This window comes from Citrobacter sp. R-1.5.2 (genome assembly GCF_035064245.1).
GTDB lineage: Bacteria > Pseudomonadota > Gammaproteobacteria > Enterobacterales > Enterobacteriaceae > Citrobacter.
In genome coordinates, this window is the sequence record NZ_JASEYC010000001.1 from 735,466 (window position 1) to 757,229 (window position 21,764).

The 21,764-nt window shown below is 52.2% G+C and carries 17 protein-coding genes; 12 read left to right on the forward strand and 5 right to left on the reverse strand.

Annotation, left to right across the window (positions count from 1 at the left end; genetic code table 11):
- Positions 1–174: 174 nt before the first annotated feature.
- The 3 genes from QMN38_RS03560 to QMN38_RS03570 all read left to right on the forward strand — a co-directional run bounded on the left by QMN38_RS03560 (position 175) and on the right by QMN38_RS03570 (position 2,673).
- Positions 175–1,890 carry an ABC-F family ATP-binding cassette domain-containing protein gene (locus QMN38_RS03560; protein WP_323604501.1) on the forward strand — a complete coding sequence of 572 codons (1,716 nt, stop codon included), beginning with the start codon at positions 175–177 and terminating at the stop codon, positions 1,888–1,890.
- Between the two features lie 220 nt (positions 1,891–2,110).
- Positions 2,111–2,389 carry a type II toxin-antitoxin system RelE/ParE family toxin gene (locus QMN38_RS03565; RefSeq protein ID WP_202039701.1) on the forward strand — a complete coding sequence of 93 codons (279 nt, stop codon included), beginning with the start codon at positions 2,111–2,113 and terminating at the stop codon, positions 2,387–2,389.
- A complete protein-coding gene (locus QMN38_RS03570) occupies positions 2,389–2,673 on the forward strand; it encodes a HigA family addiction module antitoxin (protein WP_048211649.1) in 285 nt (94 codons plus the stop codon). The genes QMN38_RS03565 and QMN38_RS03570 overlap by 1 nt, the downstream gene beginning before the upstream one ends.
- 44 nt (positions 2,674–2,717) lie before the next feature.
- On the opposite strand, the gene QMN38_RS03575 is transcribed toward QMN38_RS03570, so the two are convergent.
- The 4 genes from QMN38_RS03575 to fdnG all read right to left on the reverse strand — a co-directional run bounded on the left by QMN38_RS03575 (position 2,718) and on the right by fdnG (position 8,043).
- Positions 2,718–3,320: an inorganic diphosphatase gene (locus QMN38_RS03575; RefSeq protein ID WP_137381855.1), complete on the reverse strand. Its 603-nt coding sequence runs from the start codon at positions 3,318–3,320 to the stop codon at positions 2,718–2,720.
- 129 nt (positions 3,321–3,449) lie between these two features.
- On the reverse strand, positions 3,450–4,106 hold the full coding sequence (gene fdnI, locus QMN38_RS03580) for a formate dehydrogenase-N subunit gamma (RefSeq protein ID WP_048211647.1): 657 nt from the start codon (positions 4,104–4,106) through the stop codon (positions 3,450–3,452).
- Entirely contained in the window at positions 4,099–4,983 is an 885-nt protein-coding gene (gene fdnH / locus QMN38_RS03585) for a formate dehydrogenase N subunit beta (protein ID WP_003833024.1), read from the reverse strand. The genes fdnI and fdnH overlap by 8 nt, the downstream gene beginning before the upstream one ends.
- A 12-nt stretch (positions 4,984–4,995) precedes the next feature.
- Entirely contained in the window at positions 4,996–8,043 is a 3,048-nt protein-coding gene (gene fdnG, locus QMN38_RS03590) for a formate dehydrogenase-N subunit alpha (RefSeq protein ID WP_271442370.1), read from the reverse strand.
- Between the two features lie 286 nt (positions 8,044–8,329).
- Between fdnG and yddG the strand changes: the two genes are divergently transcribed.
- The 3 genes from yddG (at position 8,330) to QMN38_RS03605 (ending at position 11,273) form a co-directional block, all read left to right on the forward strand.
- On the forward strand, positions 8,330–9,211 hold the full coding sequence (yddG, locus tag QMN38_RS03595; protein ID WP_323604502.1) for an aromatic amino acid efflux DMT transporter YddG: 882 nt from the start codon (positions 8,330–8,332) through the stop codon (positions 9,209–9,211).
- Positions 9,212–9,669: 458 nt separating this feature from the next.
- The gene (gene ompD, locus QMN38_RS03600; RefSeq protein WP_271442843.1) at positions 9,670–10,749 is read left to right on the forward strand and encodes a porin OmpD; all 1,080 of its coding nucleotides are present in this window, start codon (positions 9,670–9,672) and stop codon (positions 10,747–10,749) included.
- A 143-nt stretch (positions 10,750–10,892) separates the two neighbouring features.
- Positions 10,893–11,273, forward strand: a complete 381-nt coding sequence (locus QMN38_RS03605) for a GFA family protein (protein WP_271442846.1) — start codon at positions 10,893–10,895, stop codon at positions 11,271–11,273.
- Here QMN38_RS03605 and QMN38_RS03610 read toward each other — a convergent pair whose 3' ends face one another.
- Positions 11,274–12,761 (reverse strand): MFS transporter, encoded by a 1,488-nt coding sequence (locus tag QMN38_RS03610; RefSeq protein WP_323604503.1) that lies wholly within the window; start codon positions 12,759–12,761, stop codon positions 11,274–11,276.
- 117 nt (positions 12,762–12,878) lie between these two features.
- Here QMN38_RS03610 and QMN38_RS03615 point away from each other — a divergent pair, with 117 nt between their 5' ends.
- From QMN38_RS03615 to narI, 6 genes are all read left to right on the forward strand, one after another.
- On the forward strand, positions 12,879–13,457 hold the full coding sequence (locus tag QMN38_RS03615) for a TetR family transcriptional regulator (protein ID WP_323604504.1): 579 nt from the start codon (positions 12,879–12,881) through the stop codon (positions 13,455–13,457).
- Positions 13,458–13,664: 207 nt separating this feature from the next.
- The gene (locus QMN38_RS03620) at positions 13,665–15,050 is read left to right on the forward strand and encodes a NarK family nitrate/nitrite MFS transporter (RefSeq protein WP_323604505.1); all 1,386 of its coding nucleotides are present in this window, start codon (positions 13,665–13,667) and stop codon (positions 15,048–15,050) included.
- A 55-nt stretch (positions 15,051–15,105) separates the two neighbouring features.
- Positions 15,106–18,846, forward strand: a complete 3,741-nt coding sequence (locus QMN38_RS03625; protein WP_323604506.1) for a nitrate reductase subunit alpha — start codon at positions 15,106–15,108, stop codon at positions 18,844–18,846.
- The gene (gene narH / locus QMN38_RS03630) at positions 18,843–20,387 is read left to right on the forward strand and encodes a nitrate reductase subunit beta (protein ID WP_137381847.1); all 1,545 of its coding nucleotides are present in this window, start codon (positions 18,843–18,845) and stop codon (positions 20,385–20,387) included. Before QMN38_RS03625 ends, narH begins: the two co-directional genes overlap by 4 nt.
- Positions 20,387–21,082: a nitrate reductase molybdenum cofactor assembly chaperone gene (narW, locus tag QMN38_RS03635; RefSeq protein ID WP_323604584.1), complete on the forward strand. Its 696-nt coding sequence runs from the start codon at positions 20,387–20,389 to the stop codon at positions 21,080–21,082. The genes narH and narW overlap by 1 nt, the downstream gene beginning before the upstream one ends.
- Positions 21,079–21,759 carry a respiratory nitrate reductase subunit gamma gene (gene narI / locus QMN38_RS03640; protein ID WP_271442340.1) on the forward strand — a complete coding sequence of 227 codons (681 nt, stop codon included), beginning with the start codon at positions 21,079–21,081 and terminating at the stop codon, positions 21,757–21,759. The genes narW and narI overlap by 4 nt, the downstream gene beginning before the upstream one ends.
- The last annotated feature ends 5 nt before the right edge of the window (positions 21,760–21,764 follow it).

The following is a 21,764-nucleotide window of genomic DNA, read 5'->3' on the forward strand; positions in this document are numbered from 1 at the left end:
TCGTTTCACATGCTTTTGGCGATCGCCAGTGCTCAAGCGTTATCGGTATCGTGCTGCGATAACTTCTGCTTGAGCGAAGCTAACTTCTAAATCCCCTTCTCTCGGGCTTACCGGGTTATCGTCAGCGATGTTTGACGAGGCGTTTTTACGCCTGTAACTCTTGAGTAAGCAACAATGAGCACATTACTAACCGCACAATCCTTACACGTTGATACGGCATTCGGCACCCTGTTCGACTCTCTCTCTTTTACCCTGAAAAAAGGCGACCGTATTGGGCTAATCGGCTACAACGGCTGCGGAAAAAGCACGCTGTTAAAACTGCTTGATGGCACAATCGCCCCCACCAGTGGAACCATTGCGCAAGCGAATCACTGCCACCTCGCCCGCGTGGAGCAGCACTTGCCGGACGATATACTGCCACTTACGTTGCAGGAGGCTGTACTTGCTCAGCTTCCCGAACATGAGCGCGCCAGCCAGCAGTGGCGCGTTGAAGCGTTGCTCGCCGAAATGGGCTTTACACCGGAAAATTTGCATCTCACTGCGCAAACGCTGAGTGGTGGACAGCATACTCGCCTGCTGCTGGCGCGTGCGCTAATGCGAAACCCTGACCTGATGCTACTGGACGAACCTGGCAACCACCTGGATTTGCCGACATTGCTGTGGCTGGAGCAGTTCTTACAGAACTGGTCTGGCAGCTTCGTCGTGGTGTCCCATGATCCACAACTGCTTGATGCCGTCACGCAGGGAACATGGATCCTGCGCGATCGCACACTGCACGCTTTTGATCTTCCCTGCAGCGCCGCCCGTCAGGCGCTGGTTGAGAGAGATGCCAGCGATGCACTGCGCTATAAGGCGGAACAAAAGGAAATTGACCGCGTTACCGCCAGTGCCAAACGACTGGCAACCTGGGGGCGTGTCTACGACAACGAAGATTTGTCCCGCAAAGCGAAGCAGATGGAAAAGCAGGTGCAGCGCCTGAAGGATGTTCAGACGGAAGTGACTGCAGGAAGTCAGTGGACACTAACATTGCAGGGTGATGCTCTGCGTGCCGATCGCCTGCTGGAAATGACAAACCTGTCTGTCGCGCCAGCCCCTGACGCCGCGACGTTATTTTCCATCGCCGGTATCAGGATAAAAAGTGGTGACCGGGTGGCAATTGTTGGGCGTAACGGCTGTGGGAAATCATCGCTGCTACGGCTTATCTGGCAGCAGTTTCAGTCGGAAATAACATCGCATTCACTGGTGTTGCACCCTCGCGTCACACTGGGGTATTACGATCAGACGCTACACCAGCTCGCAGATGATGACACGTTGTTTGATGCGCTCGAACCGTTTGCTCCGCAGCCTGATGTTCGCAAGATGGCGCTGATCAGTGCGGGATTCCCGTGGGTTCGCCATCAGCAGCGGGTCAATACCTTAAGCGGTGGAGAGCGCTCGAGGCTACTTTTTGTCGGGCTTACGCTGGCGCGTTATAGCCTGCTAATGCTCGATGAACCGACCAACCATCTGGACATGGAAGGTAAAGAAGCGCTAGCGCAGACGCTACAAAGTTTCAGCGGCGGCGTGCTGCTGGTCAGCCATGACCGTCAGCTTATCAGCCAAAGCTGTAATCGGTTCTGGTTTATCGATAATGGCGAACTTAGCGAATGGCACGATCTGGACGCGATTAACGATCGTATTCGGGAAACGTCTGAGGAGATGAGCGTTCCCAAAACGGTGGTCGAAGCGAGAGCCGAAATACGCGGTGACAGCGATAGATTGCTGGAACAACTCCTTGAGCTGGAGCAGCGTTTGGCCGACGATCTCGCCCGCAAGCCGAAACATCAAAAGCCGTTGTTGCAGGCGCAATGGCGTAAGGAGATTGAGCGTCTGAACTCACAACTGGAGTAATCTCTATTGCCGGATGGCGCAAGCCTGTCCGGCCTACATCAGCAAAATGCGCGTGTAGGCCTGCCATCCGGCGATTCTTGCGTGGCGCTTTCCAGATATGCCCCTTCTCCCTTTTCCTTTTTGTGCATTCGCCGCACAATTTTAAATATCGCAATCCTGGTGTTGCGCTAAAAGGAACATTAATGGTAGTGTTCCTCTTGAAGGAACAAGGATGATACGGATGATCATGAACTTCAGGCACAAGGGATTGCGCGATTTGTTTCTTCATGGACGAACATCAGGCGTTATGGCGAAACATGTCCGACGATTACGACACAGACTTGCCGTTATTGATGCGGCAAGCAAGGTTACAGATATCAATATGCCCGGTTATCAGCTACATCCTCTGGCGGGCGAGCGTGACGGCAGATGGGCAATTTCTGTTTCAGGTAACTGGCGTATTACGTTTGAATTCGTCAATGGCGACGCGTACATACTGGACTACGAGGACTATCATTGATGAAGATGGCAAATCATCCCCGTCCTGGGGATATCATTCAGGAAGCGCTGGACGAACTCACTGTCAGCCTGCGCGAGTTTGCCAGAGCGATGGAGATTGCACCTTCAACGGCAAGCCGGCTATTAACCGGGAAAGCGGCCCTGACGCCTGAGATGGCAATTAAACTCTCCGTGGTGATTGGCAGTTCCCCCGAAATGTGGTTAAACCTGCAAAATGCCTGGAGCCTGGCAGAGGCCAAAAAAAACGTGGATATTTCACGCCTGCGTAAGCTGGCAGCACAGTAACGGGTATTGTAGGCCGGATAAGCTTGCGCCATCCGGCACTTTTATTATTTCTGCGGTGATTTCGCCTTCCAGGCATCCCATGCCTGCTTGATCTCTTGTTTCGCGGTGGCCGCATCGTTAAAGCCATTTAACTCTACTTTCTTACGTCCTTCCGGCAACGCTTTGTATACGCGGAAAAATGACTCCAGTCGTTGCACTTCGATCTTCGGCAAATCGCTCAACTCTTTGATGTCGTCATAGGTGGGGTCAATTTTGCTGGCCGGCACGGCGACAATTTTATCGTCCTTTTCCCCGCCATCGATCATCTTCAGCACGCCAATCGCGCGCAACTTGATCAGCGTTCCCGGGGCCAGCGGTGCCCGGGTATAAAAAATCACATCCAGCGGGTCACCGTCACCTGCCAGGGACTGGGTCAATGAGCCGTAGTTTGCCGGATAGGCAACCGGCATAGACTGGAAGCGATCGGCGACGATAAAGCCGGTTTTCGCATCGGTTTCATATTTGATGATCCCGCCTGCCGGGATTTCGGTCACGGCATAAAACTCTTCCGGGTTATTCTCCGGCTGCGGAAATTCGAGGATATTCTGCGCCTGAGCGGACGCACAGAGAAATACGCTGACTGCGAGTAATTTTTTCACCAGATGCATTGTCTTTTAACTCTTCTCTTATTGGAAAGACAACACCTTACGTTTACCAGATGACAGAAACATGACGTTTTTTTGGCAAAAAAAATGGCGCTACATCTGCAGCGCCATTGTTGTCAGAAAGCGTCAGGTTTACTTAACCCCTTCTTCACTCTCTTTCTTCGCTTCCAGCTTTTCAACATCGCGATACCAGCGTGGGTGATGTTTCTTCGCCCAGCGACGGCTCACTTTCCCTTCAACCATGCCTTTAATTGATCCTTTCACCCAAAATGCCATATACATATGGATGAGGATAGCGTGCATCAGAATGATGCCCGCCGCAGCGTGGATTAGCAGGCTGTAACGCACTACCTGCATCGGGAAATACTGCGCAAAGTATGGACGCCAGATAATAACGCCCGTGACCAGCAGCACAAAAATCATGCTCATGATCGACCAGAACATCATTTTCTGTCCGGCGTTGTATTTGCCCACATCTGCCACTTTGTGTTCATTGCCCTTCAGCACTTCCACAATGTTTTTCAGCCACGGGATGTCTTTCTTATCCGGGATGTTGTGGTGAACAAAGCGCACAAACATGAACATCAGCGCAACGAAGATCAGCAAACCAAAGAAGGGGTGCAGAATACGCCCCATCTGCGGCGTACCGAAGGTTTGCGTCAGCCATTGTAGGGTCGGGAAGAAAAACGAAATCCCCGACAGCGCCACCAGGAAGAAGCAGATCACCACCGTCCAGTGACAGGCGCGATCGATAAATTTCGTGCGCACAATCATTTTCGACTTACTCATGATGATCCTCCTCGTCGTCGTCCACTTCCTTATTCGGGCCGATGCCAATGTAGTGGTAAATCAATCCGGCGAAGGTGGCGATAAATCCGGCGGCTGCCAACGGTTTCAGTGCCCCTTTCCACAGGTTGATAGAGGTATCGATCTGTGGATCTTTCGGCAAACCGTGGTACAGCTCCGGCTGGTTGGCATGATGCAGAACGTACATGACGTGCGTACCACCCACTCCCTCCGGGTTGTAGAGTCCGGCATGTTCGAAACCGCGTGCTTTTAGTTTTGCCACACGCTGTTCGCCCATTTCCAACATTTCCTGCTTGGTGCCGAAATGTATTGCCCCGGTCGGACACGTTTTCACGCAGGCAGGTTCTTGCCCAACGCTGACGCGATCCACACACAGCGTACATTTATACACGCGGTTATCCTCTTTATTGAGGCGCGGAATATTAAATGGACACCCGGCAATACAGTACCCGCAACCAATGCAATGCTCTGACTGGAAATCAACAATCCCGTTCGCGTACTGGATGATGGCCCCGGCAGACGGGCATGCCTTCAGGCAGCCCGGATCTTCACAGTGCATACAGCCGTCTTTACGGATCAGCCATTCCAGCTTGCCGTTCTGTTCGGTTTCGGTAAACCGCATGACCGTCCAGGACTTGGCGCTGAGATCGGCGGGGTTGTCATACACCCCGACGCAATGCCCCACTTCATCACGGATATCGTTCCACTCTGAGCAAGCCACCTGACAGGCTTTACAGCCTATACAGGTGGAAACGTCGATCAGTTTCGCGACTTCGGCTTTGTAATCACGAGCCTGCGGTGGCGGCGTGATGGAGTTTGTTGCGGACCTTTTGATGATGTCCTGCGTTTCCATAGACATATATTCGCCCCCTTACGCCTTCTCGATGTTAACTAAAAACGCTTTGTATTCCGGCGTTTGCGAGTTTGCATCACCGACGTTCGGCGTCAGGGTGTTGGCGATAAAGCCTTTACGCGCGACTCCTTCAAAGCCCCAGTGGATCGGGATCCCTACGGTTTCGACCTTCTGGCCGTTGACGTTCAGGGTTTGCAGACGGCGGGTGACCACCGCAACTGCACGAATAAATCCACGTTTGCTGCTGACTTTCACGTAGTCGCCGTTGCCGATACCTTTTGCTGACGCCAGCGTTTCGCTGATTTCCACAAACTGCTCTGGCTGGGCAATCGCATTCAACAATGCGTGTTTGGTCCAGGTGTGGAAATGTTCGGTCAGACGATAGGTGGTTCCGACGTATGGGAAGTCCTGCTTCGTCCCCATGCGCAATGCATCCGCCTCGTACAGACGCGCTGCCGGGTTGGAGATCACGTTCGGGTGCAGCGGGTTAGTACCCAGCGGCGTTTCCATCGGCTCGTAATGTTCCGGGAACGGCCCTTCCGCCAGCTTATCGATGGCAAACAGACGCCCCAGCCCTTCCGGCTGCATGATAAACGGATTGGTGCCACTGCCCGGCGCAGCGTTGTTGAAGTCAGGGATATCGTTACCGGTCCACTTAGTACCGTTCCACTGGATCAACATTCGTTTCGGATCCCACGGTTTACCCTGTGGATCTGCCGAAGCGCGGTTGTACAGTACACGGCGGTTTAGTGGCCATGCCCATGCCCAACCCAGCGTATTACCAAGACCTGATGGGTCGGCATTATCGCGGTTGGCCATCTGGTTGCCCTGCTCGGTCCAGCTACCGGTATAAATCCAGCAGGAGGATGACGTTGTACCGTCATCACGCAGGAGCGCAAAGCTGTTGAGCAACTGACCTTTTTTCGCCACCAGTACGCCATTGGCATCATAGAGATCTTCCAGCGCATAGCCGTTGTTCTCTTTGGCCACTTCCTCGGAATGCGGTTCGTCCGGTAGCTTATAGTTCCAGCTCATTTTCAGCACAGGCTCTACAGCTTTACCGCCTTCGGTGCGATACATTTCGCGCAGACGATGGTAAATACCGGCCAGAATTTCGCCGTCATTACGTGCTTCACCCGGTGCATCCTGACCTTTCCAGTGCCACTGCAGCCAACGGCCAGAGTTAGCAATCGAGCCGTCTTCTTCTGCAAAACAGGTGGATGGCAGACGGAAAACTTCAGTCTGAATCGACGCCGGATCGACATCGTTGGATTCGCCGTGGTTTTGCCAGAATGTGGACGTTTCTGTGACCAGCGGATCAATAACCACCAGATACTTCAGTTTGCTAAGGCTCTGCACCACTTTGTTTTTGTCCGGGAAGGACGCAACCGGGTTAAAGCCCTGACAGATGTAGCCGGTGACTTTCCCGCTATCCATCATGTTGAAATATTTGATGACGTCGTAGGACTGATCCCACTTCGGCAGCCATTCAAAGCCCCAGTCGTTTTCTTTCTGCGCCGCATCGCCGTAGAAAGATTTCATCAAACTGACGAAGAACTTCGGATAGTTGCCCCAATAGTTAACCTGGGAGGCCAGCGTCGCTTTGGGTGTATTGGCGGCCAGATAGGTTTGCAGATCAGTCTGCTTTTCTGACGGTAGCGTCAGATACCCGGGCAGGCTGGTCGATAACAGACCCAGGTCAGTTAAGCCCTGAATGTTGGAGTGACCGCGTAATGCGTTTACGCCGCCACCGGCCATCCCCATGTTACCGAGCAGCAACTGGATCATTGCCATGGTGCGGATGTTCTGCGCACCAACGGTATGCTGCGTCCATCCCAGCGCGTACAGGAAGGTCGTGGTACGATCGGCCGCACTGGTTGAGGCCAGCACTTCACACACTTTCAGGAAGTCGGCTTTCGGCGTACCGCAGATGTTTTCCACCACATCCGGCGTATAACGGGAAACGTGCTGTTTGAGCAGGTTCCAGACACAACGGGGATGACTTAAGGTTTCATCGCGTTTTGCGTAGCCATTTTCATCGAACTGGTAGTTCCAGGACGACTTATCGTATTGACGTTTTTTAGCGTCGTAACCGCTGAACAGACCGTCTTCAAAAGCAAAATCATCCCGCACCAGCAGGCTGGCGTTGGTGTAGTGCTTAACGTATTCAGCATTGATTTTGTTATTTTCAATCAGATACAGCAATACGCCGGATAGGAACGTAATGTCCGTGCCGGAGCGAATCGGCGCATAGATATCCGCAACCGACGCTGTACGTGTAAAACGGGGATCGACAACAATCAGCGTAGCATCATTGTTGTTTTTAGCTTCCATCGCCCAGCGGAATCCCACCGGATGTGCTTCAGCGGCGTTACCGCCCATTACCATCACGACGTTAGCGTTTTTGATATCAACCCAGTGGTTGGTCATCGCACCGCGACCAAATGTTGGAGCAAGACTTGCTACCGTTGGTCCGTGTCAGACGCGTGCCTGGTTGTCTACTGCCAGCATGCCGAGTGAGCGCACGAATTTTTGCGTCAGCATGCCGGTTTCATTACTCGCCGCAGATGCACACAGCATCCCGGTTGAAAGCCAGCGGTTTACCGTAACGCCCTGCTCATTCTTCTCAATAAAGTTGGCATCACGGTCTGCTTTCATCAGTTTTGCAATGCGGGAGAACGCTTCATCCCAGCTGATGCGTTGCCATTTGTCGGAACCAGGAGCGCGATATTCCGGGTAGCGTAAACGGCTTTCGCTGTGCACGTAATCCAGTAATCCTGCGCCCTTAGGACAAAGTGCCCCACGGCTCACCGGATGATCGGGATCCCCCTCGATATGATAAATCGACTCTTTGGCGTTTTTTGCTCCATCACCAAGGCTATACATTAATAGCCCGCAACCTACGGAACAGTATGTGCAGGTGTTTCGGATCTCTTTCGCGCGTAACAGTTTGTAGTTTCGCGCCTGAGCCAGTGCCATTTTGGGTGCAAAACCCAGTGCAGCCACTGTTGTTCCCGCCATACCGCCCGCGCAGATTTTAAAGAATTGTCTGCGGCTGACGTCCATTGCTTTCCTCTTTTTTACAGGGGTTCGTACAAGACATCTTTCACCTTGCGCCAGCGCGGCAGTCTGAAAGATGACATGTACAACTTCGCGTCGAAACTAACAGCTATATCCATATTTTTTTTGCGTCAAATCAATAACGAAACGGTTCCGCTACTAAATAGTGCAGTTTGTGTAACCTTTGTACCCACAAGGAGTTAGCTAAAAGCTAATTAGTTAGCCCGTACTGACGTAAAAGTGCTATAAATTTCAGCTTCATTTTTGCCAGGACGACGGACAGACAAACAGCATGACAAAACAAAAAGCAACGTTAATCGGACTCATCGCCATCGTGCTGTGGAGCACGATGGTGGGGTTGATTCGTGGGGTAAGCGAAGGTCTCGGGCCAGCGGGCGGCGCAGCGATGATCTTCTCGCTAAGCGGCCTGCTGTTGATATTTACCGTCGGATTCCCAAACATTAGAAAAATACCTGTTCGTTATTTAATCGCCGGTAGCGTGCTTTTTGTCAGCTATGAAATTTGCCTGGCTTTGGCATTAGGTTATGCCGCTACCCGACACCAGGCAATAGAAGTAGGAATGGTCAATTATCTCTGGCCAAGTCTGACGATTTTGTTTGCTATATTATTTAATGGTCAAAAAACAAACTGGATGATTATTCCAGGATTAATTCTCGCATTGACCGGAGTCTGCTGGGTTTTAGGTGGCGAGAACGGTCTAAATCCAGGTGAAATTATCAGCAACATTGCCAGTAGTCCGCTGAGTTATTTTCTCGCATTTTTTGGTGCTTTTATCTGGGCAACATATTGCACCGTCACGAATAAATTTGCGAAAGGGTTTAATGGCATTACCGTTTTTGTTTTACTGACCGCGACAAGTTTGTGGGTCTACTATTTTATGACGCCCCAACCAGAAATGGTTTTTAGCACACCGGTGACCATTAAGATGTTCACGGCTGCATTAACGCTAGGATTTGCCTACGCAGCATGGAATATCGGAATTTTACACGGTAATGTCACTGTCATGGCGGTAGGGTCTTATTTCACCCCTGTGCTTTCTTCTGCACTGGCTGCCGTATTGCTCAGCGCCCCGCTGTCGTTCTCGTTCTGGCAAGGCGCACTGATGGTCTGTGCTGGCTCACTACTTTGCTGGCTGGCAACACGTCGGGCATAGAAATCAGGCCGGGTTTCTGGCGTAGAGATAGAACCCGGCTACACTCTGGTCAGTTAACGGATAATAATTGTACATTTCGCTTGTGTTTTATGTTTTTATTTGTTTAATTAAATGTTAAATGACTGGTAGTTAATAAACACCCGAAAATATTATATGTTCACCTATAACCCTCCGTTTGTATATATTTTACATAGGTTACTAACGATTAGTAAACCATAATCAGCACAATAGTTCCCGTCGAAAATATATCCCAACAAAAGGTCACATATTAAGATTAATATAATCAGCTGTATTATGTAGATCTGGATCACACAAATTCAAATATTCCGCAATATTATGAAACTTATTATTGAACTAATACCACATCGTCATTTAAAAATAGTTCGTCATTGATGAACGGCCTCGTTTAGCAATGGTTTAGGAAACACACCAAGAAAAAATTATAAGGATTATTTAGAATGAAACTTAAATTAGTTGCAGTGGCAGTGACTACCCTGTTGGCAGCGGGTGCGGTAAACGCAGCTGAGATTTATAACAAAGACGGTAACAAACTGGATCTGTACGGTAAAGTTCACGCTCAGCATTACTTCTCTGACGATACCAGCAACGATGGTGACAAAACTTACGCGCGTCTGGGCTTCAAAGGCGAAACTCAGATCAACGACCAACTGGTTGGTTTCGGCCAGTGGGAATATGAATTCAAAGGCAACCGTTCTGAAGATCAAGGTTCCGAAGCAGACAAAACCCGTCTGGCATTCGCTGGCCTGAAATTCGCTGAATACGGTTCTTTCGACTACGGTCGTAACTACGGCGTAGCTTACGACATCGGCGCATGGACTGACGTCCTGCCAGAATTCGGCGGTGATACCTGGACCCAGACTGACGTCTTCATGACTCAGCGTGCTACCGGCGTTGCAACTTACCGTAACACTGACTTCTTCGGTCTGGTTGAAGGTCTGAACTTTGCTGCTCAGTATCAGGGCAAAAACGACCGCAGCAAAGACGTTGAAGCGAACGGCGACGGTTTCGGTCTGTCTTCTACTTATGAATACGAAGGCTTCGGCATCGGTGCAACCTATGCGAAATCTGACCGTACTGATGACCAGATGCGTGATGGTAACAACGAATTCTACGCTTCCGGTAAAAACGCAGAAGTATGGGCTGCTGGCCTGAAATATGATGCGAACAACATCTACCTGGCAACCACCTACTCTGAAACCCGCAACATGACCAAGTTCGGTAAAGTTAACGGTATCGCTAACAAAACGCAGAACTTTGAAGCTGTTGCTCAGTACCAGTTCGACTTCGGTCTGCGTCCGTCCATCGCTTACCTGAAATCCAAAGGTAAAGATCTGGGTGTTTACGGCGACCAGGATCTGGTTGAATACATCGATCTGGGTGCGACCTACTACTTCAACAAAAACATGTCTACCTTCGTTGATTACAAAATCAACCTGCTGGACGACAACAAATTCACTTCTGACGCCCGTGTTAGCACTGACAACATCGTGGCTGTTGGTCTGAACTACCAGTTCTAATTTTGTTGTAAGTTGAATACAAAGCCAGTCCATCCAGGGCTGGCTTTTTCTCTTGATATAGACTCGGTCATAAGGAGTATGCCGTGCAGACGTTCACTGGTCGTTGTCTTTGCGGACAGAGTCATTTTACCGTAAACGTCGAAATGCTTGATGTCTATGCCTGCCACTGCACGCTGTGCCAGAAATGGTCCGGTGGTGTCGCCATGTATCTGGAAGCCTGCGGTCATCCACTACTGTCCCCTGATTCAGCAGAACCTTCGCACTTTCCCTCATCAACGCGCGGAGAACGTTTCTTCTGTTCCGGCTGTGGATGCCCCTTATGGTTTACACTGACCGATAGCGATCGCTACTTTATTCCGTGGACATTGCTGGAGCTGAATGAGGTCGATCGTCGCCGTCTGATTCTGGCGGCTGAAATCTATACCGAAACACAGCCTGCTTTCTGGAGGTTGACGGGGCAATACGCTCGCCTGAGTGGAAAAGAAGTCGAAGCGATGGATTACCCCTGTCATTTAGCTCACTAGTTATTGACGGTTCACTTTTGCCAGGCTGAACCACATCCCTACCGCTAATACGATAAGCATGCTGCCAGCGCTGCTCAATGCCACGCTGTGCGACCAGGTAAATGCTTCTCTGGCAGCTGCAAGCAACGCGTCGCTAAGAGACGGCGAAAGGGAATGTGCTAATTGCACCGCCTCACCCATTGACGATGAAGCACGTTCCAGCTCCTGCGCATTTAGGCCGGCAGGCGGTAGAATCGACGCGGAAAAACTACGGCTTAGCAAGAGACCAAAAATCGCGATCCCAAGACCGGCCCCCAGTTCATAGGCCATGGTTTCGATAGCCCCCGCAGCGGCGGCTTTTTCAGCCGGGGCTGCCGCCATAATGGCCGCCGTTGAGGCCAGTAGCGCGCTGGCGGCACTGAACCCCAGTAACGCCATTAATATCCAGGCCTGGATCTGCTGAGTGCTGAAATCCGTCATTGCCAGGCCGTAGAAACTGACTGCACTCAACGCCATACCTGCCGTTGCCACGCAGCGCAATCCCAGCCGTGAAACCAACAGACCGGCAATCGGGCCGCTGAAGCCACTCGCCAGCATGACGGGTAGCATAAACAGCCCCGCCTGATACGGCGTTAAACCGTGAACAAACTGTAATTCCTGGGCCATCAGCAACTCGAACCCTACCAGGGTGATCATCGCAGTCATCGCCATTACCACGCCACTTAAGATAATGCGATGGGTGAACAACCGCATATCAATCATTGGGCGTGAGGCCGCGAGTTGAATACGCACAAATTTCCACAACAGCACTGCTCCGGTTAGCAGCGTCAATACGATAACCCCGGTCGCCATATGCCCTTTTAGCGCCGTTTTAGCACTGTAAACCAGCAGTAAAATCGCCACGATCAACATAATCGCATGGCCAAAATTTAACGACTGATCGCGACGTCCGCTCTGGCGTGGCACGTAACGTGCGGTCAAGGCCATCACCACCAGAACAATGGGCACATTGATTAAGAACACAGAGCCCCAGTAGAAATGCTCCAGCAACATACCACCGACTAAGGGACCAAATGCCGCACCGCCGGAACCGACGGCAGCCCAGACGCCAAGCGCCATATTGCGATGACGTTGTTCGGCAAAGGTGGCACGAATACCTGCCAGCGTCGCCGGAACGATCATCGCTGCACCAATGGCCAGCACGGCCCGGGTTGCGATTAGCCAGCCGGCACTGTGAGCAAACGCGGCAGCCAGCGAAGCCAGACCAAATAGCCCACCACCCAGCATCAACAAACGTTTAAAACCGATGCGATCGCCCAACGCCCCCATCGGTAACACCATACCGGCCATCACCAGAGAATAGATATCAATGATCCACAGCAGCTCGTTACCACTGGCACCCAGCGTCATACTCAGCGTGGGCGCGGCAACGTGCAGCACCGTTGCATCAATCGCAACAGGGATGTAGACCAGCACAATAATCACTAACGTTAACCACTGACGAAACATAAAACTCCCTACAAAACTGAAACTGGACACATGTCCAGCTTTAGCGATCCTACGGAAAATTGAACGCATGTCCAACTTTTTGTTAAACTGCCAATAATGTGAATATAGGGAGGAAGTATGAGCTATATGAATCGGGATGAACGTCGGGAATTGATCCTGCAGGCGGCAATGCGCGTGGCGCTTGAAGAAGGATTTACCGCCATGACCGTGAGACGCATTGCCGCAGAGGCTCAGGTAGCGACCGGGCAACTGCATCATCATTTTACCTCTGCCGGTGAGCTCAAATCCCAGGCTTTTGTCCGCTTGATCCGCACCCTTCTTGATGCCGAACTGGTCAGTGAAAATGCAACTTACCGTGAACGACTTCATGCCATGTTGGGAAGTGAAGACGGTGGGTTCGAACCGTATATCAAGCTGTGGCGCGAAGCGCAGATCCTGGCCGATAAGGACCCGGAAATCAAAAGCGCTTACCTGCTCACAATGCGTATGTGGCATGAAGAAACCGCTGCAATCATTACCCACGGGCAGAAAGCGGGTGAATTCTCCTCAGGGCCTGATGCCGCCGACGTCGCCTGGCGTTTAATTGCGCTGGTTTGCGGACTGGATGGGATGTATATGCTGGGCTTTGCAGAAATGGCCGATCCGGCTTTCGATCGCCACCTGGATCGCATGATAACGCTAGAGTTATTTATTTGATGTTATACATGAATTAACAATACATCTTTTCAGTTTACAATTAGTAACACTTAAGCAACGTGTTATTCCTCTGACACGCCGCGTTATTGCGCTTTTTTATCTATCCTTTCAGTCAATATTCCTAAAACTTTTCAATAATTTCTAATTAGCACCAGTGCGGAACCCCAGGCGTTTATTTATTGAACGACGTGCGCATGTGAGGAAAATATGTCATCACCAAATGAGAAGAATAATCGTTATCTTTTGACTGACTGGAAACCAGAAAATCCCGCTTTTTGGGAAAATAAAGGCAAACACATTGCGCGAAGAAACCTCTGGATATCAGTGAGTTGCTTACTACTCGCGTTCTGCGTCTGGATGTTATTTAGTGCGGTTGCGGTAAACTTAAATAAAATTGGTTTTAATTTCACCACCGATCAACTCTTTTTATTAACGGCATTACCCTCTCTGTCTGGCGCAATATTACGCGTCCCCTACTCCTTTATGGTACCTATATTTGGCGGCCGCCGTTGGACCGTTTTTAGTACGGTAATTCTGGTTATTCCCTGCGTATGGCTCGGTTTCGCTGTGCAAAATACCGCTACCCCTTTCGGTGTATTTATCATCATTGCGCTGATGTGTGGTTTTGCCGGTGCCAATTTTGCCTCCAGTATGGGGAATATCAGTTTCTTCTTCCCGAAAGCGAAGCAAGGCAGTGCGCTGGGCGTGAATGGCGGTCTCGGTAACCTTGGCGTCAGCGTGATGCAGTTAATCGCGCCGTTAGTCATTTTCCTACCCCTATTCACCTTTTTAGGGGTACAAGGCGTACCGCAGCCTGATGGTTCGTTATTGTCACTGGCAAACGCCGCATGGATTTGGGTTCCGCTGCTGCTGCTCTCAACGCTGGCTGCGGGCGTGGGAATGAATGACATCGCCAGTTCCAAGGCCTCAATCGCCTCTCAGTTACCGGTCCTTAAACGCTTTCATCTGTGGCTGCTAAGCCTGTTGTACCTTGCCACTTTCGGTTCGTTTATCGGCTTTTCAGCCGGTTTTGCCATGCTAGCGAAAACCCAGTTCCCCGACGTTAATATTCTGCAACTGGCGTTCTTTGGGCCGTTTATTGGCGCCCTGGCACGCTCGGCGGGCGGCGTTATCTCTGACAGGTTCGGCGGAGTACGGGTCACGTTAATCAACTTTATCTTTATGGCGCTGTTTAGTGCGCTGCTGTTTCTTACCCTCCCCGGCTCAGGAGAAGGAAATTTTGTTGCCTTCTATCTGGTGTTCATGGGCTTGTTCCTGACCGCGGGACTGGGCAGCGGTTCAACCTTCCAGATGATTGCAGTGATCTTTCGCAAAATCACCATCTACCGCGTGAAGCTGCAGGGTGGAACGGAAGAACAGGCCCAGCGTGAAGCGGTGACCGATACCGCAGCGGCACTGGGTTTTATCTCCGCCATCGGCGCCGTGGGGGGGTTCTTCATTCCAAAAGCCTTTGGTTCTTCTCTGGCGCTGACCGGTTCGCCGGTAGGAGCAATGAAAATCTTTTTAGTGTTTTACATCGTCTGCGTGCTGGTGACCTGGTTGGTCTATGGCCGCAAATCGCAAAAAAAATAACAACTATTTGGCCTGCAGATCGTAGGCAGCGTCCATTAGGAGCAGGAGAAATGTCATGAGTAAACTGTTGGATCGCTTTCGCTACTTTAAACAAAAGGGCGAGACATTTGCCGAGGGGCATGGGCAAGTGATGCACACCAACCGGGACTGGGAAGACAGCTATCGTCAACGCTGGCAGTTCGACAAAATTGTGCGGTCTACCCACGGCGTGAACTGTACCGGCTCATGCAGCTGGAAAATCTACGTCAAAAACGGGCTTGTGACCTGGGAAACACAACAAACTGACTACCCGCGAACCCGCCCTGACCTGCCCAACCATGAGCCACGCGGCTGCCCACGCGGTGCCAGCTATTCCTGGTATCTCTACAGCGCTAACCGACTAAAATACCCGCTGGTACGTAAACGTCTGATCGAACTGTGGCGTGACGCCCTGAGCCGCGAATCCGATCCGGTGCTGGCCTGGGAATCTATTATGAACGACCCGCAGAAGTGCCAGAGCTACAAACAGGTGCGCGGGCGCGGCGGGTTTATTCGTTCCAACTGGAAAGAGCTAAACCAACTGATTGCCGCCGCCAACGTCTGGACGGTAAAAACCTATGGCCCGGACCGGGTTGCCGGATTCTCACCCATTCCCGCCATGTCGATGGTTTCCTACGCGGCGGGTACGCGTTACCTCTCGCTGCTAGGTGGAACCTGCCTGAGCTTCTATGACTGGTACTGCGATTTACCGCCGGCATCACCCATGACCTGGGGTGAGCAGACCGACGTTCCGGAGTCAGCCGACTGGTATAACTCCAGCTATATCATTGCCTGGGGCTCAAACGTCCCACAAACCCGTACGCCAGACGCCCACTTCTTTACGGAAGTGCGTTACAAAGGCACCAAGACAATTGCCATTACGCCGGACTACTCGGAGGTCGCCAAGTTATGCGACCAGTGGCTGGCACCGAAACAAGGGACCGACAGCGCACTGGCCATGGCCATGGGGCACGTGATCCTCAAAGAATTCCACCTCGACAAACCCAGCGATTACTTCCTCAATTACTGCCGCCGCTACACCGATATGCCCATGCTGGTCCTGCTGGATGCCCGCGAAGATGGTAGTTTTGTTCCTGGTCGAATGATGCGTGCTTCAGACCTGATAGATGGTCTGGGTGAAACCAACAACCCGGAGTGGAAAACCGTAGCGTTTAACAGCAACGGTGAACTGGTCGTGCCGAACGGTTCGATTGGCTTTCGTTGGGGTGAAAAAGGGAAATGGAACCTGGAGCCGCTGGCGGCTGGCGCGGAAACGGAACTGTCGTTGTCATTGCTCGGACAGCACGATAACGTGGCCGGTGTCGCTTTCCCTTACTTTGGCGGCAATGAAAACCCACATTTTCGCAGCGTGAAGCAGGAACCGGTACTGATTCGACAATTGCCGGTAAAACGTCTCACCCTCGCGGATGGCAGCGTTTGCCCGGTGGTCAGCGTCTATGATCTGGTACTGGCAAATTATGGTCTGGACCGTGGACTGGATGATATCCATAGCGCGAAAGATTACACCGAAGTTAAAGCCTACACACCGGCCTGGGGCGAACAAATTACGGGTGTTCCGAGCCGTCATATCGAACAAATCGCCCGTGAGTTTGCCGATACCGCACACAAAACCCACGGTCGCTCGATGATCATCCTCGGTGCGGGTGTGAACCACTGGTACCACATGGACATGAACTATCGAGGGATGATCAACATCCTGGTGTTCTGTGGCTGTGTCGGACAAAGCGGCGGCGGCTGGGCACACTATGTGGGTCAGGAGAAACTGCGCCCGCAAACCGGCTGGTTGCCATTGGCCTTTGCGCTGGACTGGAACCGTCCACCGCGCCAGATGAACAGTACCTCGTTTTTCTACAACCACTCCAGCCAGTGGCGTTATGAGAAAGTCACCGCGCAGGAGCTGCTCTCTCCGTTGGCCGATGCCTCGAAGTTCACCGGACATCTGATCGACTTCAACGTCCGCGCCGAGCGGATGGGCTGGCTACCGTCTGCTCCGCAACTCAACCTTAACCCACTCACGGTAAAAGCAAAGGCACAACAAGCCGGATTATCCCCTGCTGAATATACCGCGCAGGCGCTGAAATCCGGTGATATCCGCTTTGCCTGCGAACAACCTGACAGCGGCAAAAACCATCCACGTAACCTGTTCGTCTGGCGTTCTAACCTGTTGGGCTCTTCCGGTAAAGGGCATGAATACATGCTCAAATATCTGCTGGGTACTGAAAGCGGGATTCAGGGTGAAGCGCTTGGCGAAACCGATGGCATTAAACCGGAGGAAGTGGAATGGCAGTCGGCGGCGATTGAAGGCAAGCTCGACCTGTTGGTGACGCTCGACTTCCGCATGTCCAGCACCTGTCTGTTCTCCGATATCGTGTTACCTACCGCCACCTGGTATGAAAAAGACGATATGAATACCTCGGATATGCATCCGTTTATTCACCCGCTGTCGGCTGCAGTCGATCCTGCCTGGGAGTCAAAAAGCGACTGGGAAATTTATAAAGGCATCGCCAAGGTGTTTTCTGAGGTGTGTGTCGGCCATCTGGGACAAGAAACCGATGTGGTACTGCAACCGCTGCAGCACGACTCCCCAGCTGAACTGGCGCAGCCGTTTGATATTTTGGACTGGCGTAAAGGCGAATGCGACCTTATTCCGGGTAAGACCGCGCCCAATATCGCCGTTGTGGAGCGTGATTATCCCGCCACTTACGAACGCTTCACCTCGCTCGGGCCGTTGATGGACAAGCTCGGCAACGGTGGGAAAGGTATTGCGTGGAATACCCAGGCAGAGGTCGATTTCCTCGGCAAGTTGAATTACACCAAGCGCGAAGGTCCGGCGAAAGGCCGCCCGCTGATCGACACCGCGCTGGATGCCTCGGAAGTGATCCTCGCACTGGCGCCGGAAACCAACGGTCAGGTGGCGGTGAAGGCGTGGGAAGCGCTGGGGGCAATGACCGGTCGGGACCATACGCATCTGGCGTTGAACAAAGAAGACGAAAAGATTCGTTTTCGCGACATTCAGGCGCAGCCGCGCAAAATCATCTCCAGCCCGACCTGGTCGGGTCTTGAAAGCGAGCACGTCTCCTATAACGCCGGTTATACCAACGTGCATGAGCTGATCCCATGGCGCACCCTGTCGGGTCGTCAGCAACTGTATCAGGATCACGCGTGGATGCGCGCCTTCGGGGAAAGTCTGGTGGCGTATCGTCCACCCATTGATACCCGTAGCGTCAGCGAAATGCGTGAGATACCGCCAAACGGCTTCCCGGAGAAAGCACTCAACTTCCTGACGCCGCACCAGAAATGGGGCATCCACTCTACCTACAGTGAAAACCTGCTGATGCTAACGCTGTCACGTGGCGGGCCGATTGTCTGGATCAGTGAAACTGATGCTAAGGAGTTAGGTATTGAAGACAACGACTGGATCGAAGCTTTCAATGCAAACGGAGCACTAACCGCACGCGCGGTGGTCAGCCAGCGTGTACCGCCAGGCATGACCATGATGTACCACGCACAGGAACGAATCATGAATATACCCGGCTCCGAAGTCACCGGAATGCGCGGCGGTATTCATAACTCCGTCACCCGTGTGTGTCCTAAACCGACCCACATGATTGGCGGCTATGCGCAGTTGGCGTACAGCTTCAACTATTACGGAACAGTCGGCTCTAACCGCGATGAGTTCATCATGATTAGGAAAATGAAAAATATTAACTGGCTGGATGATGAAGGTCGCGATCAGGTACAGGAGGCGAAAAAATGAAAATACGCTCACAGGTAGGCATGGTTCTGAATCTGGATAAGTGCATCGGCTGCCACACCTGCTCCGTCACCTGCAAAAACGTCTGGACCGGGCGTGAAGGGATGGAATATGCGTGGTTTAACAACGTCGAGACAAAACCCGGCATTGGTTACCCGAAAAACTGGGAGGACCAGGAAGAGTGGCAAGGCGGCTGGGTGCGCGATGTTAACGGTAAGATCAGACCGCGCCTGGGCGGCAAGATGGGGGTCATCACCAAAATTTTCGCCAACCCTGTCATTCCGCAAATCGATGATTATTACGAGCCGTTTACCTACGATTACCAGCACTTGCACAGTGCGCCGGAAGGCAAAAATCAGCCCACTGCCCGCCCGCGCTCGCTGATTGATGGTAAACGGATGGACAAAATTATCTGGGGCCCAAACTGGGAAGAATTACTTGGCGGTGAATTCTCAAAACGTGCCCGTGACCGTAACTTCGAGAAGATGCAAAAGGAGATGTACGGTCAGTTTGAAAACACCTTCATGATGTATTTGCCACGCCTGTGCGAACACTGCCTGAACCCAAGCTGTGTCGCCACCTGCCCGAGTGGCGCTATCTATAAGCGTGAAGAAGATGGCATCGTGCTGATCGACCAGGATAAGTGCCGTGGTTGGCGTTTGTGCATCAGCGGTTGTCCGTATAAGAAAATCTACTTTAACTGGAAGAGCGGCAAGTCAGAAAAATGCATCTTCTGCTATCCACGTATTGAATCCGGCCAACCTACCGTGTGTTCCGAAACCTGCGTCGGACGTATTCGCTATCTTGGCGTGCTGCTGTACGATGCCGATCGCATCGAGGAAGCGGCCAGCACCGAACATGAAACCGATCTTTATGAGCGTCAGTGCGATGTGTTCCTTAACCCGCACGATCCGGCCGTCATTGAAGAAGCGCTGAAACAGGGTATTCCGCACAACGTGATTGAGGCGGCTCAGCGTTCACCGGTTTACAAAATGGCGATGGACTGGAAGCTGGCACTGCCGCTGCACCCGGAATACCGCACTCTGCCGATGGTCTGGTATGTGCCGCCGTTGTCACCGATTCAGTCTTACGCTGATGCCGGTGGTCTGCCGCACAATGGCAACATTCTGCCCGCGGTTGAGTCACTGCGAATCCCTGTCCAGTACCTCGCCAACATGCTCAGTGCAGGTGATACCGGTCCGGTACTGCGCGCCCTGAAACGCATGATGGCGATGCGTCACTACATGCGCTCGCAAACCGTGGAAGGTGTAACCGATACCCGTGCAGTTGAGGAAGTGGGCTTAACCGTTGAACAGGTTGAGGAGATGTACCGCTATTTGGCCATTGCCAACTACGAAGACCGCTTTGTGATCCCAACCAGCCATCGTGAAATGGCGCGTGACGCTTTCCCGGAGAAAAACGGGTGCGGCTTCACCTTCGGCGACGGCTGTCACGGCTCGGACACCAAGTTCAATCTGTTTAACAGTAGCCGCATTGACGCTATCGATATCACCGAAGTACGCGATAAAGCGGAGGGTCAATGATGCAAATCCTCAAGGTTATCGGTCTGCTGATGGAATATCCGGACGCGTTGCTCTGGGAGTGCAAAGATGACGCTTTCGCGCTGGTCGCCAGTGATGCGCCCATGCTAAGCGGCTTTACCCACGAGCTGCTCAATGCCCCGTTACTGGATAAGCAAGCCGAATGGTGTGAAGTATTTGACCGTGGACGCGCCACCTCACTGCTGTTGTTCGAGCATGTGCATGCCGAATCCCGCGACCGCGGTCAGGCGATGGTCGACCTGCTGGCCCAGTACGAAAAAGTTGGGCTTCAACTCAACTGTCGCGAACTGCCGGATCACCTGCCGCTGTATCTGGAATATTTAAGCGTGCTGCCTGAAGCAGAAGCCAAAGAGGGATTGCAGAACGTTGCACCGATACTGGCGCTGCTCGGCGGTCGGTTAAAACAGCGCGATACCCCCTGGTATCAACTGTTTGACGCCCTGCTGTTGCTTGCCGGAAGCCCTCTATCAAGTGACAGTGTCACGAAGCAGGTTGGTGCTGAAACCCGCGATGATACCCGTCAGGCACTGGATGCCGTCTGGGAAGAGGAACAGGTGAAATTTATTGAGGATAATGCGACTGCCTGTGACAGTTCACCGTTACAAAACTATCAACGACGCTTTAGCCAGGACGTGGCACCACAATATGTCGACGTCAGCGCGGGAGGCCCGAAATGATACAGTATCTGAACGTCTTTTTTTACGACATCTACCCGTATCTGTGCGGTACAGTGTTTATCCTCGGGAGTTGGTTACGCTACGACTACGGACAGTACACCTGGCGTGCCTCCTCCAGCCAGATGCTGGATAAACGCGGTATGGTGCTATGGTCAAACTTGTTCCATATCGGCATTTTGGGGATCTTCTTTGGACACCTGTTTGGCATGTTAACCCCACACTGGATGTATGCCTGGTTCCTGCCAGTTGCCGTGAAACAACAGATGGCGATGATTGCCGGCGGTCTGTGTGGCGTATTGACGCTGGTAGGCGGCGCGGGTCTGCTGGTGCGCCGTCTGACGAACTCGCGTATTCGCGCAACGTCCTCCACTGCAGATATCCTGATCCTGTGTATCCTGTTGATTCAGTGTATCCTCGGCCTGACCACTATCCCGTTTTCGGCACAACATCCGGACGGCAGTGAAATGCTGAAACTGGTGGGCTGGGCGCAGTCGGTCGTCACCTTCCAGGGCGGTGCGTCTGCGCATCTGGATGGCGTGGCGTTAATCTTCCGGGTACACCTGGTGCTGGGGATGACGATTTTCCTGCTGTTCCCGTTCACTCGTCTGGTTCACGTCTGGAGCGCACCGGTTGAGTATTTCACCCGCCGTTACCAGATAGTACGTTCTCGCCGATAAATGTC

Coding starts and splice junctions, on each gene's coding strand:
- QMN38_RS03560 (WP_323604501.1), top strand. CDS start 175: ATGAGCACATTACTAACCGCACAATCCTTACACGTTGATACGGCATTC.
- QMN38_RS03565 (WP_202039701.1), top strand. CDS start 2,111: ATGATCATGAACTTCAGGCACAAGGGATTGCGCGATTTGTTTCTTCAT.
- QMN38_RS03570 (WP_048211649.1), top strand. CDS start 2,389: ATGAAGATGGCAAATCATCCCCGTCCTGGGGATATCATTCAGGAAGCG.
- QMN38_RS03575 (WP_137381855.1), bottom strand. CDS start 3,320: ATGCATCTGGTGAAAAAATTACTCGCAGTCAGCGTATTTCTCTGTGCG.
- fdnI (WP_048211647.1), bottom strand. CDS start 4,106: ATGAGTAAGTCGAAAATGATTGTGCGCACGAAATTTATCGATCGCGCC.
- fdnH (WP_003833024.1), bottom strand. CDS start 4,983: ATGTCTATGGAAACGCAGGACATCATCAAAAGGTCCGCAACAAACTCC.
- yddG (WP_323604502.1), top strand. CDS start 8,330: ATGACAAAACAAAAAGCAACGTTAATCGGACTCATCGCCATCGTGCTG.
- ompD (WP_271442843.1), top strand. CDS start 9,670: ATGAAACTTAAATTAGTTGCAGTGGCAGTGACTACCCTGTTGGCAGCG.
- QMN38_RS03605 (WP_271442846.1), top strand. CDS start 10,893: ATGCTTGATGTCTATGCCTGCCACTGCACGCTGTGCCAGAAATGGTCC.
- QMN38_RS03610 (WP_323604503.1), bottom strand. CDS start 12,761: ATGTTTCGTCAGTGGTTAACGTTAGTGATTATTGTGCTGGTCTACATC.
- QMN38_RS03615 (WP_323604504.1), top strand. CDS start 12,879: ATGAGCTATATGAATCGGGATGAACGTCGGGAATTGATCCTGCAGGCG.
- QMN38_RS03620 (WP_323604505.1), top strand. CDS start 13,665: ATGTCATCACCAAATGAGAAGAATAATCGTTATCTTTTGACTGACTGG.
- QMN38_RS03625 (WP_323604506.1), top strand. CDS start 15,106: ATGAGTAAACTGTTGGATCGCTTTCGCTACTTTAAACAAAAGGGCGAG.
- narH (WP_137381847.1), top strand. CDS start 18,843: ATGAAAATACGCTCACAGGTAGGCATGGTTCTGAATCTGGATAAGTGC.
- narW (WP_323604584.1), top strand. CDS start 20,387: ATGCAAATCCTCAAGGTTATCGGTCTGCTGATGGAATATCCGGACGCG.
- narI (WP_271442340.1), top strand. CDS start 21,079: ATGATACAGTATCTGAACGTCTTTTTTTACGACATCTACCCGTATCTG.